This window comes from Sphingopyxis sp. A083 (assembly GCF_001468495.1).
GTDB classification, from domain to species: Bacteria; Pseudomonadota; Alphaproteobacteria; order Sphingomonadales; family Sphingomonadaceae; genus Sphingopyxis; species Sphingopyxis terrae.
The window spans coordinates 591,377-603,829 of record NZ_LNSK01000001.1; the positions used below are offsets into that span (position 1 = coordinate 591,377).

Consider the following 12,453-nt stretch of genomic DNA (forward strand, 5'->3'; position numbering starts at 1 on the left):
GGTCGAACATGCCTAGCTGATTGTCTCGCCTCCGGGGCGGAGCTCCGCCCAACAGACTGAAAGGACAAGATTATGGTCGACCACAGCATCAAGGGAAAGACCGTGCTGATCGCCGGCGGCGGCAAGAATCTGGGCGCGCTGGTCGCGCGCGATCTGGCCGAGCAGGGCGCCAAGGCGATTGCGGTTCACTATAACAGCGCGGGTGCGGCCGCCGAAACCGAGGCGACGGTCGCGGCGATCCGCGCCGCCGGTGCCGAAGCGGTGGCCTTTCAGGCCGACCTGACCCCCGCGGGCGCCATGGAAAAGCTGTTCGCCGATACCATCGCGGCGATCGGCCGGCCCGACATCGCGATCAACACGGTCGGCAAGGTGCTGAAGAAGCCGTTCGTCGAGATCAGCGAGGACGAATATGACGCGATGACCGCGGTCAACAGCAAGACCGCCTTTTTCTTTCTGAAGGAAGCGGGCAAGCACCTCAACGACAATGGCAAGATCTGCACGCTCGTCACCTCGCTGCTCGGGGCCTACACGCCCTTCTATGCCGCCTATGCCGGGACGAAGGCGCCGGTCGAGCATTTCACCCGCGCGGCATCGAAGGAGTTCGGGGCGCGCGGCATTTCGGTGACCGCCATCGGTCCGGGGCCGATGGACACGCCCTTCTTCTATCCCGCCGAAGCCGCCGATGCGCAGGCGTATCACAAGTCCGCGGCGGCGCTGTCGGCCTTTACCAAGACGGGCCTGACCGACATCGCCGACATCGTTCCGTGGATCCGCATGCTGGTGTCCGACGGGTGGTGGATGACCGGGCAGACGATCCTGGTGAATGGCGGCTACACGACCAAATAAGGCGCGCGCGGGCGCCGGCCGGGCTTCAATCCTTGGCGGCTGGCGTCCATCCCTTCTTGTATTTTTCGAACCAGGCGAGGATCGCCGATGCCTTTGCCGCGGCCTGCGAAGGGCGCGCGGCGATGCCGCCGTGGCTGGCGCCCGGCACCTTGACCAGCACCGTCGGGACGCCGCGCAGGCGCAGCGCGGTGTAATATTGTTCCGACTCGCTGACCGGGGTGCGGTAATCCTCGCTGCCGACGACAACCATGGTCGGGGTCTTCACATTGCCGACCAGCGACAGCGGCGAATGGCTCCAGAACGGTGTTTGATCCTCCCACGGCATCGCGCCGATCCAGTAGCGGCCGAAGAAGGCGGGACCGTCGGCGGTGAGCGCCTGCGTCGTCCAGTTGATGACGGGCTTTTGGGCGACCGCGGCCTTGAAGCGGTCGGTCTTGCCGACAATCCAGCTCGTCAGCACGCCGCCGCCCGACCCGCCGGTGACGAAGAGCGCGTCGGGATCGGCGATGCCGAGGTCGATCGCGCGGTCGACGATGCTCATCAGGTCGAAATAATCGTTGCCGGGATAATTTTTGTCGATCGCATTGGCGAAGGACGCGCCATAGCTGGTCGACCCGCGCGGGTTGGACGAGAGGACGGCATAGCCCGCGGCGGCATAAAGCTGGTTATCGGTCGAAAAATGCGGTCCATAAGCGGCGAACGGCCCGCCGTGGATTTCGAGGATCAGCGGCACGCGCTGCCCCTCGCGATAGCCGGGCGGCAGGGTGAGCCAGCCGTCGATCGACAGGCCGTCGACGCTCGACGCGGCGGTGATCTTGCGCACCTCGCCCAGTGCCTTCACCTCGCGCAGCGTGCGGTTGAGGTCGGTCAGGATGCGCGTCTTGCCGGCGGCCGCGAGTTCGACCTCGGCCGGCCGCGCCGGGCCGCCGCCGGTGAAGGCGATCGCGTCATTGTCGGCGACCGAAAAGCTGCCCCCCGAATAGGGCCGGTCGAGCCCGCTGCTCGTCAGCCCGCTGGCGACGGTGCGGACCGACCCGTCGAGGCCGATGCGCGCAACCTTGGTTTCGCCATGCTCGTCATATTGGGCATAAAGGCCGCGCCCGTCGGCGTCCCACGCGAGGCCGTCGACGCTGAAATCCCAGTCGGGAGCGATGCGGCGGCTGTTCGATCCGTCGCGGTTCATCACGTAGAGGCCGGTGTTTTCATAAGCGCGCAGCCGGTCGTCGAACCCCAGATAGGCGATCATCCGGCCGTCGGGCGACACCAGCGGATTGGCATCGGGCCCCTTGCGCGTCGTTAGCTGGGTGATCGAGCCGCTCGCGACGTCGAGCGCATAGATGTTGCTTTCGAGCGGATCGCTTTCCCAGTCGGGGCGGCGATCGGCGCTGAAATAGAGCATCGCGCCGTCGCGCGACCAGCTGAGCGGACCGCCGTCATGATAGGGGCCGAAGGTGAGCTGGCGCGGCGCACCACCGGTCGCCGAGACGAGGAAGATCTTTTCGAACCCCGGCTCGATATAGCCTTGGCCGTCGGCGCGGTAGGTGAGCAGGTCGTGGACCTCCAGCGGCTCGGCCCATTTGGCGCCTTCGGGCTTGTTCGCGGGGGCCTTGCCGAACCGCGGCGCATCGTCCTTGACGAGCATCGTATAGGCGATCGAGCGGCCGTCGGGCGACCAGGCGATGCTCGACGGGCTGGTCGGCAGGCCGGTGAGCTTCACCGCCTCGCCCCCGTCCATCCAGCGCACCCAGAGCTGGACGCTGCCGCCCTCGGTTGAGGCATAGGCGAGCCGCTTGCCGTCGGGCGACCAGCGCGGCGAAAAGGCATCGCCGCTGCGTCCCGCAACGGGGACTTCGGCGCCGGTCTGCGTGTCGATCAGCCAGATCGTGCTGACCGTGCGGTCGGACATGATGTCGTTCGCGCGGCGGACATAGGCGATGTGGCGCCCATCGGGGCTGATCTGCGGGTCCGATGCGGCGGCGAGGCCGAAAAGATCCTCGCCGGTGAAGCGGCGCTGCGGCCCGGTCTGCGCGCTGCCGGTCGCGTCATCCTGCGCGGCGGTTGTTGCGGCGGGGGCGCTTGCGGGCTCGGGGGCGGTGCTTTGCTGCGCGTAAAGCGGCTGCGCTGAGAGGGTGAGAAGGCTCGCGCCGAGCAAGGCGAGTTTGCGCATCATATGGGGGCCCCTTTTTCCGGTGGATGGTTGAGGGTGTAACCATCTGGCGCGGGGCGTCAATCGAGCGGGTGGGGATGGGATGGGGGGTTGTGATTTTCTTCTCCCCTCCCGCTGCGGGAGGGGCTGGGGGCGGGGTGCGACGGTGCGACCAGCCCACCCCGCTGCGACTAGCGAACGTGTTCGCAAGTCTCGCTGCCCCTCCCGCCTGCGGGAGGGGGGGGCAGCGTGCGACCTTGGCGCCGTTTTCTGGTGTGGGCGACAAAATAACCATATAGGTTATTTTGTATTGACATCGTCACGCTCTTATGGCACAAGCGTCACATCATGAAGAATTGCGATTCGGGCCGGCGCCCTTCCGATGCGGGAGGGGCGTTCCGGCCCGTTGTTTTGGGGATCGGCGCATGGGCAAGGCAAGCGGTGAGGACGCGATGGGACCGGGAAACGGGCGGCCGGTACAGCGGAGGGCGGCGCGCGCCAACGGGTGGACCAAGGCGCGGCGCGCAGCGTTTTTGGCCGAACTGGCGGCGAGCTGCAACGTGGTGCGCGCGCATGAGGCCGCGGGGATGGCGTCGTCCGGCGTCTATCGGCTGCGCCAGCGGGATCCCGAATTTGCCGCGCAATGGCAGGCGGCGCTGGAAATCGGATATGAAAGGCTGGAGACGGCGCTGGTGCGCCGCGCACTCGAGGCTGTCGACAATCTGGAACTGGACGAGGCCAGGGAGCCGGTGGTCAAGATGACGGTCGCCGAGGCGACCGCGTTGCTGCGCCTGCATCGCGCGAGCGTCGCGCGCGGCGAAGCCCGCGGTCGGCGGGCGCCCGCACATCAAGTGCCGACGCAACAGGAAGTCGATGCGATACTGATCAAGCGGATTCGCATGGTGAAGCGCCAGAGGGCCGTTCGCGCGGTCGGCGATCCGCCGACGTCGAAAGGCACCGCGTGACGGCGCGCCGGACGAAAGGGCGGCCGCCCACAAAGAGCTGGACGGCGCAGCGGCTGAGTGCCTGGTCGCAGATGATATGGTCGCAACTGGAGCGGCTGACGGAAGCGCAGCGCCGACAGGTTTTGCGAACGCTGACCGTCGAACAGCGCCGTGAAATGGCAAACCGATGGTATGGACTTGAGAATGAGGGCCAGCGCGAGCCGCCGGGAGATTGGCGCATCTGGCTGATCCAGGCGGGGCGCGGGTTCGGCAAGACGCGCGCGGGCGCCGAATGGGTGAGCGAGGTTGCCCGATCCTCGCCCGGCGCGCGGTTCGCGCTGGTCGGCGCGACGATCGCGGACGCGCAGCGGGTGATGATCGAGGGGCCGAGCGGGCTGATTGCGGTGGCGCGCAGCCACGAGCCGGTGCGCTGGATCGCGGGCCGGCGCGAACTGCGTTTCGAGAGCGGCGCGATTGCGACGCTCTATTCCGCAGAGGCGGGCGAGGAGCTTCGCGGCCCCGAACATCATGCCGCATGGTGCGACGAGCTCGCCAAATGGCGGCGCGGCGAGGCGGCGTGGGACAATCTGATGATGGGACTGCGACTTGGCGAGCGGCCGCGCGTCGTGGTGACGACGACCCCGCGCACCAGCGCGGCGATGCGGCGGGTGAAAGCTGCGTCGGGGCTGGTCGAGACGCGGGGCCGGACGCGCGACAATCCGTGGTTGCCCGCCAATTTCGTTGGCGCGATGCTGGAAAATTACGGCGGCACGCGCCTCGGGCGGCAGGAGCTGGATGGCGAGATGCTGGAGGATGTCGAGGGCGCGCTGTGGACCCGCGCGCTGATCGAGCGGTGCCGGGTCGAAACCGATGCGATCGGCAAGCCGGCGCGGGTGATCATCGGCGTCGATCCGCCGGCGAGCGCGAACGGCGATGCCTGCGGCATCGTGGTCGCGGCGCTGCTGCGCGACGGGCGGCTGGCGGTGGTCGAGGATGCGAGCGTCGAAACGCCGCCGCCCGCGCTGTGGGCGCAGGCGGTCGCCGCTGCGGCGGCGCGCTGGGGCGCCGACCGGATCGTCGCCGAAAGCAATATGGGCGGCGAGATGGTGACGGCGACGCTGCGCCAGGCCGATGTGACGCTGCCCGTGGTGGCGGTGCATGCGAGCGTCGGCAAGGCGCGGCGCGCGGAACCGGTCGCGCTCGCTTACGAACGCGGGCAGGTGGTGCATGCGGGGGCGTTTGCTGCGCTGGAGGATCAACTTTGCGGCCTGCAGGTGGGCGGCGGCTATGCGGGGCCGGGGCGCTCGCCCGATCGGGCGGACGCGTGCGTTTGGGCGCTGGCGGCGTTGCTCGACGGGGTGCGGAAAGGGCGGGGGCCGGGGGTGCGGCGGATGTGATCAGTTTCGAGATCGGCTTTTGCGAACGCCTTCTTTCGTTACGGCGTAAATCGCGACACCCGCCAGCAGGAGAAGCGGGAGTCCGACAAGAGGCGGGATAACAACCCAGCCGGGCCACAAGTCCGCGCCTATCGCGACCGAGTTGTCAGGGTCTTTGGGATCGAAACGAACCTGCAAAGAGCTGCCGACGGGGTTTGAGGACACAAGCGGACAGGGGGCTGCGCGGCCTGCTTTGTCGCGGGTGTATGGGGCGTGGTCGGCGCCGGCGCCGCTGTCGTGGGAGGCGCAGGTGCGGGCCGGTTATCTGGGCAATGCGGTCGTGCAGCGGGCGGTGCGGCTGGTGGCCGAGGCTGCCGGCAGTGCGCCGGTCGTGGCGAGCGATCCGGCGCTTGGCGCGCTCGTCGCGGCGACATCGGGCGGGCAGGGGCTGGTCGAGACGCTGGCGGCGCAATTGCTGCTCCACGGCAATGGCTATGTGCAGATTTTGCGCGACGCCGCGGGGCGGCCGGCGGAGCTTTATGCGCTGCGGCCCGAGCGGGTGACGGTCGAGGCCGATGCGCGCGGCTGGCCGGTCGCCTATCGCTACAAGGCGGGCGGCGAGGCGGTGGCGCTCGCGGCCGAGGATGGCGCCGGGCGTACCGCGATTATCCACATCAAGGCGCTGCACCCGCTCGACGATCATTATGGCGCGGGGTGCCTGGGCGCGGCGGCGGGCGCAATCGCCGCGCATAATGCGGCGGCGAAGTGGAATGCGGCGCTGCTCGAAAATGCGGCGCGGCCGTCGGGGGCGCTGGTCCATGATCCGGGCGACAAGGGGATGCCATTGTCGGCCGAGCAGATCGACCGGCTGCGCGAGGAACTGGCCGAGAGCTTTGCGGGCGGAGCCAATGCGGGGCGGCCGCTGCTGCTGGAAGGCGGGCTGAAATGGCAGGCGCTGTCGTTGTCGCCCGCCGAGATGGATTTTCTGGAACTGAAGCATAGCGCCGCGCGCGAGATCGCCATGGCCTTCGGGGTGCCGCCGATGCTGCTCGGCCTGCCGGGCGATGCGACCTATGCCAATTATCGCGAGGCCAATCGCGCGCTGTGGCGGCTGACCGTGCTGCCCTTGTGCGCGAAGATATTGGGCGCGCTGGCGCAAGGGCTGGGCGACTGGTTTGCCGACGCGGCGCTGCGCGTCGATCTGGACCGGGTGCCGGCGCTCGCCGACGACCGCATGGCGCTGTGGCGTGAGGTGTCGGCGGCGGACTGGCTGACCGCGGACGAGAAGAAGGCGCTTTTGGGCATGGCGTGACATCGGCGCCCTCGCGGATGCGGGGGACGCTGTGGTTGGGCCCAGCGACGCCGGATTAGGCCGATTGCGGCCCCCGCCTTCGCGGGGGCGACGGGAGTATTCGATATGGATGAGGATGAAGCGCTCGCGCGGCTGGTCGCGCTGGCCGGAACGGGGGCCGGGACGAGTGCGGCCGGCAGCGCCGACGCGGCGGCGCTGCGGGCGCTGGTCGAGGAAGCGAGCGAGCTGGGGGCGCGGCGGGCGCTGGCGCGGCTGGGGCTCGCCGATGCGGCGGCGCGCGATGACGTAAGCGATCTGCGCCAACTGCTCGGTGCGTGGCGCGACGCGAAGACGAGCGCGTGGAAGGCGGCGGTCGACTGGGCGGTGCGCGGGATGCTGGCACTGCTCGTCGTCGGGCTGGCGATGAAGATGGGGCTGCCGGGGCTTTTGCGGTGAGGCGCGGCGCGAGGTCGCTCCCCCGCCTCCCGGTCCCCGCCGACCTGCGCGAGGGAGAGGTGCGGTTCGCGGGCTATGCGTCGGTGTTCGACCGGGTGGACCGCGGCGGCGATGTCGTGCGGGCGGGGGCCTTTGCGGCGAGCCTGAAGGACGGGCGCGCGGTGCCGCTGCTGTGGCAGCATCGGCCGGGCGTCCCCATCGGAACAATCGAGGCGCTGGCGGAGGATGCGCGCGGGCTGCGCGTCGTGGGGCGGGTGACGCATCCCACGGCGGCGCGGCTGGTCGAGCGCGGCGCGCTGACCGGATTGAGCTTTGGCTATCGGGTGCGCGCGGCGCGCGGGGTGCGGCCGCGCGAGCTGCTGGCGCTCGACCTCGCCGAAGTGAGCCTGGTCGCCCAGCCGATGCAGCCGCTGGCGCGGGTGATTGCGGTGGATTTGGTGAAGGAGTGACAAGCATGGACGATATGGAAGTGAAAGCCGACGCGCTCGACGGCGCGTTCGATGCGGTATTGGCGGCCGAGGCAGTCGACGAATTGAAGGCGTCGGTCGCGGCGCTGAAGGCGCAGGTCGACGCGCAGGCGGTGGCGGCCTCGCGGCTGCCGCTCGACGGCGCGAAGGCGGCGGCCGATCCGGCGCGCGACGCCTTTGTCGAACGCTATCTGCGGCGCGGGATCGATGCGGGCGTCGAGATGAAGAGCCTGTCGGGCGCGAGCGGCGGCGAGGGCGGCTATGCGGTGCCGCGCGAAATCGACGGCAGCATCGCGGCGACGCTGAAGGCGCTATCGCCGATCCGGTCGATCGCCACCGTCGTGCAGACGGGGACGAGCGGATACCGCAAGCTGGTCGCGACCGGAGCGACGGCGACGGGCTGGGTCGGCGAGACCGCGGCGCGGCCCGAGACGGCGACGCGCAGCTTTGCCGAAATCGCGCCGCCATCGGGCGAGCTTTACGCCAATCCGGCGGCGAGCCAGGCAATGCTCGACGATGCGATGTTCGCTGTCGAGGACTGGCTGGCCGACGAATTGGGCCGCGAGTTCGCGGTGGCCGAAGGCGCGGCCTTCGTGACCGGCAACGGCACGAACCGTCCCAAGGGATTCCTGTCCTATGCCGCGACGAACGAGACCGACAGCGCGCGCGCCTTCGGGACGCTGCAATATCTGGCATCGGGTGCGGCGGGCGGCTTTGCCGCGTCGAACCCGCAGGACAAGCTGGTCGAGCTGGTCCATGCGCTGAAGGCGCCGTACCGGCAGGGGGCATGCTGGGTGATGAACAGCGATACGCTGGCGCGCATCCGCAAGTTCAAGACGAGCGACGGCGCTTTCGTCTGGCAGCCGGGGATGGTCGAAGGGCAGGCGGCGACGCTGCTCGGCTATCCGGTCATCGAGGCCGAGGATATGCCCGATGTGGCCGCGAACAGCCTGTCGGTCGCCTTCGGCAATTTTCGCGCCGGCTATCTGATCGCCGACCGCGGCGAGACGCGGATCCTGCGCGATCCGTTCAGCAACAAGCCTTTCGTGCATTTCTATGCAACCAAAAGGGTGGGCGGTGCGATCATCGATTCGAACGCCATCAAGCTGTTGAAGTTCGCCGCCAGCTAAAGCGGTTGGTGCGCGAGGGCGCCCGGTCCCGGCTCCCTTCCCTTTCGGGACGGGCCGGGCGCCTACCCGCCGGCGTTCGACCCCGACATTAGCCCGATATTCGAAAGGATGGCCCTGCCATGCCGACCCCCTTTTTCGCCGATCTGGTGCGCGAGCTGTGCCAGGAGGGCGGGACCGGGCCGCTGACGCCGAGCGGCGCGGTGCCCGGCCATCGCCGCTTCGCGGGCACCGTGCCCGTCGATAGAGATTTCCATTATACGATTGCCGGCGTGGCGCAGCCCGACCAGTGGGAGGTGGGCACCGGCCATCTCGATTCCGCCGGACGTCTGGTGCGTGCAGCGGTCGCGGCGTCGTCGGACGGCGGTGCCCGCGTCGATTTCGCCCCCGGCCTGAAGACGATCGCGCTGACCGTTGCCGCCGACTGGTTCGAAGCCCAGGCGATGGTTGCCACCGAAGCGGCGAGCGCCAGCGAAGCGGTGACGGCGCTCGGTGACGCGCTGGACGGCAAACAACCGCTGTCGACGACGCACGAGGCCGTGCCCGTCGGTGAAGCCGGCGACATGATCACGGTGCGGCGGGGCGCGGATTGGGTGAACATCCCGATCGCGACGCTTGCGTATCGTGATGCCGGTGGACGAGTGCTTGCGGGCGCGGCCCTCGCCGGTATCGACGGGAGTGCCGCCGAGCCATCGGTGTCGTTCGCGAGCGATCCCGACACGGGCCTTTATCGTCCCGCCGCAAATATCGTCGCGCTTGCGACGGGCGGAACGGAGCGCATCCGTGTCACGGCCGGGGGCAATGTCGGCATCGGCGTCGATCCGGTCAACAAGCTGGACGTCCAGACGAGCGCCGGGCGGTTCGGCGTTGCCAGCGCCGGGTCGGCATCGGTGCGGATCAGCAGTTCGGGGACGATGCAATATGATACCGGCGCGGCGTCGTCGCACCAGTTTCTGAACAATGGCGTCGACAGCGTCGCGATCAGCAGCGCCGGCAATGTCGGCATCGGCACGACAACGCCTGAGAATTTCGGGGGCTATCGCAATCTGCACATGACCGGCCCGACCGGTTCGCAGATCACCCTGTACGGCGCATCGGACACGGTGCGGGGGTTTCTCTATACGACCGCGAGCGGCATGACCGTCGGCACCTCGACCGCGCATGGGCTGGCGCTCAGATGCAACAATGTCGAGCGGGTGGTCCTGGAGACCGGCGGCGCGCTGCGGCCGGCCGGAAACAACACGCAGTCCTTCGGATCCGCGACCAACCGATGGTCCGAATTATGGGCGTCGAAGATGGTGACGCCCTCCGGCGTCGCGCTCAGTCTTCAGGCCGGTGCGGGCGGGCAGTGGAACGTGTCGGCATCGACCGGATCCTTCTTTCCTTCGACCGACAATGCCCTGCCGCTGGGCGGGGCGGCGAACCGCGCGAGCACGCTGTATGCCGCGACCGGATCGATCAACACGTCCGACGAACGCGAAAAGACGTGGCGCGGCGTGCTGACGGCGCCGGAAATGGCGGCGGCGCGCCGGATCGCCCTCGAACTCGGCTTCTATCAGTGGAACGCGGCCATTGTCGAAAAGGGCGCCGCCGGGGCGCGGCTGCATTTCGGCGTGCGCGCGCAGACGGTGTGGGCGATCATGGCCGACGAGGGCCTGATCGATCCGCTGGTGCCGGAGGCCACGCCCGACAGCCCTTATGCCTTTCTTTGTTACGATCGCTGGGATGGCGACGCAGATGGCGCGGCGCCCGCCGGGGACAGGTTCGGTATTCGCCCCGACCAGCTTTCGCTGTTCCTGATCGCCGCGCAGGAGGCGCGGATCGCCGCGATGGAGACGGCATGATCGGGAGCGCCCTCGCTTCGCGCGCGATTGCCGATGCGGCGCGCCGAGACCTTGCCGCGGCATGGGGCGGACCCGCGCCGGCTGCGCGTCAGACCGAAATGACCATCGCGCGCGACCGGCCCCGGCGCGTCATCGTGCGCAAGCCCTGACCGAAAGGATTTTGCGGTGACAATGATCGTCAAAGACCCCGGAACGCGGGTCGACTTCGCATTCGAATGGGGCGCCGCCTATCCCGAGGGGCAGGCGCTGGTCGCGAGCGAATGGCTGGCAACGCCCGACGAGCCCGGCGGGGTGACAATCGCCGCCCAGACGCACGAGCTGGAGCAGGCGGCGGTGACGCTGGCGGGCGGGATCGCCGGCCATGTCTATCGGGTGACGAACCGCGTCACGCTGAGCGACGGTCAGATCGACGAGCGATCGATGACGGTGCGGGTGGAGGAGCGATGACGATGCAGAGCGTGACGCCGGGCGAGAGCCCGGTCAGCCTGAACGAGGCGCGCGGCTGGCTGCGGCTGGGGCCGACGATCGACGATGCCGTGGTCGCCGGACTGGTGCGCGCGGCGACCAATATCTGCGAAGCCTTTGTCGGCCAGTGGCTGATCGAGCGCGCGGCGGAGGAAGTGCTGGCGATAAACGGTGCGCCGCTGGTGCCACGGGTGCGGCCCGTCGTGGCGGTCGATGCGGTCGCGCTGATCGGGATTGACGGGGGGGAGGCGGTGCTGGCGGCCGACGCATGGGATGCGGTGATCGGCCGCGACGGCACCGCGCGGGTGACGCTTCACCAGACGAGCGGCGCGGTGCGCGCGCGCCTGTCCTACCGCGCCGGCATCGCCGCCGAGGCGAACGGGATTCCCGAGGCGATCCGCCAAGGCATCGTGCGCATGACGCAGCATCTGCACGATGCGCGCGACGGCGCCCCGGCGACGCCGCCGGCGGCCATAGCGGCGCTGTGGCAACCCTGGCGGCGGATGACGCTGGGCGGTGCGGCATGAGCGGCGCGGAGGCGGCGGCGCGTGCGCGGACATTGGCGCTGTTGCAGGCCGACGCCGAACTGGCGGGGCTGGTCCACGGGATATTCGACGGCGTGCCGGCGCGGGCGACCGCGCCATTCGTCGCGCTCGACGCGGTCGAGGCGCGCGACTGGGGAACCAAGGACCGCGCGGGACGCGAGGTGCGCCTGACGCTGGCGGTGCACGGCGCGGGCGCGGTCGATGGTGCGGCGGCAGCGCGGATCGAGGCGATCGCCGGGACGCTGCGCGGCGGCGCCGATGGCTGGGCGGTGGTGGGCGCGCGGGTCGAACGGACGCGAACGCGTTTCGGGCGCGACGGCGGCTGGAGGCATGAGATGGTGCTGCGATGCCGCTGCCTGGTTGGTGATGGTTAGGGTGGGGGGATAATCAAATGCGGCCGGGATGGGGTGGGAAGCTGCCACCCGCTATTTTCGTCATCCCGGCGAAGGCCGGGATCTCTCCGGTGCGCTATTCCGTTAGGTAGAGATCCCGGCCTTCGCCGGGATGACGATGAAAGAAAGATCGGCCGACAGCCGCAAACGGCCGAAACCGGTCGTGTCGTTTCCGATGCGATGGTCCGCCCGCTTCATCCCCCGTCCTAGTCGGCGGGCATCGTCTTGGTTTCGGTGTAGTCCTTGAACTTGTCGATGAAGGTCGAGTGGTAATCCTCGACCTGCGAATCGGCGTCCTCGGCCGCTTCGGCGGCAGTGTCGCCGTCGGCGCGATCGAGTGCGATCACCGCGTTGCGGAACGCATCGCGTTCGGTGCCGCACGCTTCCTTGAGCGCGAGTTCATATTCGGCTTCGCCCATCTTTGCCTCGAGCGACTTCTTCATGTGGTCGCGCAGGCATTTGGTGAAGACCGCGCGCGAATTGTCGACGGCGGCAGCGGGCGACGGCGCCATGGCAGCGAGAAGAATGGAAAAAACAAGCATCCTGCGACTCCC

Annotated in this window: 14 protein-coding genes; 12 read left to right on the top strand and 2 right to left on the bottom strand. The window is 69.0% G+C overall.

The features are described 5' to 3' along the window. Positions 1 to 72: 72 nt before the first annotated feature. A complete protein-coding gene (locus tag ATE59_RS02835) occupies positions 73 to 846 on the top strand; it encodes an SDR family oxidoreductase (protein WP_058811115.1) in 774 nt (257 codons plus the stop codon). A 25-nt stretch (positions 847 to 871) separates the two neighbouring features. Here the strand turns inward: ATE59_RS02835 and ATE59_RS02840 are convergent, their stop codons facing one another. Continuing rightward, a complete protein-coding gene (locus tag ATE59_RS02840) occupies positions 872 to 3,016 on the bottom strand; it encodes a S9 family peptidase (RefSeq protein WP_058811116.1) in 2,145 nt (714 codons plus the stop codon). Between the two features lie 401 nt (positions 3,017 to 3,417). Between ATE59_RS02840 and ATE59_RS02845 the strand changes: the two genes are divergently transcribed. The 11 genes from ATE59_RS02845 (at position 3,418) to ATE59_RS02890 (ending at position 11,881) form a co-directional block, all read left to right on the top strand. After that, positions 3,418 to 3,957, top strand: coding sequence for a hypothetical protein (locus tag ATE59_RS02845; RefSeq protein WP_058811117.1), 540 nt, complete (start codon positions 3,418 to 3,420; stop codon positions 3,955 to 3,957). Between the two features lie 71 nt (positions 3,958 to 4,028). Continuing rightward, positions 4,029 to 5,333 carry a DNA-packaging protein gene (locus tag ATE59_RS02850; protein ID WP_082657289.1) on the top strand — a complete coding sequence of 435 codons (1,305 nt, stop codon included), beginning with the start codon at positions 4,029 to 4,031 and terminating at the stop codon, positions 5,331 to 5,333. 232 nt (positions 5,334 to 5,565) lie between these two features. Continuing rightward, positions 5,566 to 6,624, top strand: a complete 1,059-nt coding sequence (locus tag ATE59_RS02855; protein WP_231737153.1) for a phage portal protein — start codon at positions 5,566 to 5,568, stop codon at positions 6,622 to 6,624. A gap of 105 nt (positions 6,625 to 6,729) precedes the next feature. Then, the gene (locus ATE59_RS02860) at positions 6,730 to 7,059 is read left to right on the top strand and encodes a DUF6127 family protein (protein WP_058811118.1); all 330 of its coding nucleotides are present in this window, start codon (positions 6,730 to 6,732) and stop codon (positions 7,057 to 7,059) included. A gap of 59 nt (positions 7,060 to 7,118) precedes the next feature. Continuing rightward, positions 7,119 to 7,508, top strand: a complete 390-nt coding sequence (locus ATE59_RS02865; protein ID WP_231737154.1) for an HK97 family phage prohead protease — start codon at positions 7,119 to 7,121, stop codon at positions 7,506 to 7,508. Between the two features lie 5 nt (positions 7,509 to 7,513). After that, positions 7,514 to 8,656, top strand: a complete 1,143-nt coding sequence (locus ATE59_RS02870) for a phage major capsid protein (RefSeq protein WP_082657266.1) — start codon at positions 7,514 to 7,516, stop codon at positions 8,654 to 8,656. A 119-nt stretch (positions 8,657 to 8,775) separates the two neighbouring features. After that, positions 8,776 to 10,497, top strand: coding sequence for a tail fiber domain-containing protein (locus ATE59_RS02875; RefSeq protein ID WP_058811119.1), 1,722 nt, complete (start codon positions 8,776 to 8,778; stop codon positions 10,495 to 10,497). Next, positions 10,494 to 10,646 (top strand): hypothetical protein, encoded by a 153-nt coding sequence (locus ATE59_RS17710; RefSeq protein ID WP_156001055.1) that lies wholly within the window; start codon positions 10,494 to 10,496, stop codon positions 10,644 to 10,646. Before ATE59_RS02875 ends, ATE59_RS17710 begins: the two co-directional genes overlap by 4 nt. A gap of 22 nt (positions 10,647 to 10,668) precedes the next feature. Then, on the top strand, positions 10,669 to 10,944 hold the full coding sequence (locus tag ATE59_RS02880) for a phage fiber-tail adaptor protein (protein WP_082657267.1): 276 nt from the start codon (positions 10,669 to 10,671) through the stop codon (positions 10,942 to 10,944). Next, positions 10,941 to 11,489: a head-tail connector protein gene (locus ATE59_RS02885; protein ID WP_058811121.1), complete on the top strand. Its 549-nt coding sequence runs from the start codon at positions 10,941 to 10,943 to the stop codon at positions 11,487 to 11,489. The genes ATE59_RS02880 and ATE59_RS02885 overlap by 4 nt, the downstream gene beginning before the upstream one ends. After that, a complete protein-coding gene (locus tag ATE59_RS02890; RefSeq protein WP_058811122.1) occupies positions 11,486 to 11,881 on the top strand; it encodes a DUF3168 domain-containing protein in 396 nt (131 codons plus the stop codon). The genes ATE59_RS02885 and ATE59_RS02890 overlap by 4 nt, the downstream gene beginning before the upstream one ends. Before the next feature lie 224 nt (positions 11,882 to 12,105). Here the strand turns inward: ATE59_RS02890 and ATE59_RS02895 are convergent, their stop codons facing one another. After that, complete coding sequence (locus ATE59_RS02895; protein WP_058811123.1) at positions 12,106 to 12,441, bottom strand: hypothetical protein; 336 nt, start codon at positions 12,439 to 12,441, stop codon at positions 12,106 to 12,108. Positions 12,442 to 12,453 lie beyond the last annotated feature (12 nt).

Excerpts from the sequence above, each read along its gene's own strand:
- ATE59_RS02875 (WP_058811119.1), top strand. The coding sequence starts at position 8,776 with ATGCCGACCCCCTTTTTCGCCGATCTGGTGCGCGAGCTGTGCCAGGAG.
- ATE59_RS02860 (WP_058811118.1), top strand. The coding sequence starts at position 6,730 with ATGGATGAGGATGAAGCGCTCGCGCGGCTGGTCGCGCTGGCCGGAACG.
- ATE59_RS02890 (WP_058811122.1), top strand. The coding sequence starts at position 11,486 with ATGAGCGGCGCGGAGGCGGCGGCGCGTGCGCGGACATTGGCGCTGTTG.
- ATE59_RS17710 (WP_156001055.1), top strand. The coding sequence starts at position 10,494 with ATGATCGGGAGCGCCCTCGCTTCGCGCGCGATTGCCGATGCGGCGCGC.
- ATE59_RS02845 (WP_058811117.1), top strand. The coding sequence starts at position 3,418 with ATGGGCAAGGCAAGCGGTGAGGACGCGATGGGACCGGGAAACGGGCGG.
- ATE59_RS02880 (WP_082657267.1), top strand. The coding sequence starts at position 10,669 with ATGATCGTCAAAGACCCCGGAACGCGGGTCGACTTCGCATTCGAATGG.
- ATE59_RS02885 (WP_058811121.1), top strand. The coding sequence starts at position 10,941 with ATGACGATGCAGAGCGTGACGCCGGGCGAGAGCCCGGTCAGCCTGAAC.
- ATE59_RS02895 (WP_058811123.1), bottom strand. The coding sequence starts at position 12,441 with ATGCTTGTTTTTTCCATTCTTCTCGCTGCCATGGCGCCGTCGCCCGCT.
- ATE59_RS02870 (WP_082657266.1), top strand. The coding sequence starts at position 7,514 with ATGGACGATATGGAAGTGAAAGCCGACGCGCTCGACGGCGCGTTCGAT.
- ATE59_RS02850 (WP_082657289.1), top strand. The coding sequence starts at position 4,029 with ATGATATGGTCGCAACTGGAGCGGCTGACGGAAGCGCAGCGCCGACAG.
- ATE59_RS02840 (WP_058811116.1), bottom strand. The coding sequence starts at position 3,016 with ATGATGCGCAAACTCGCCTTGCTCGGCGCGAGCCTTCTCACCCTCTCA.
- ATE59_RS02835 (WP_058811115.1), top strand. The coding sequence starts at position 73 with ATGGTCGACCACAGCATCAAGGGAAAGACCGTGCTGATCGCCGGCGGC.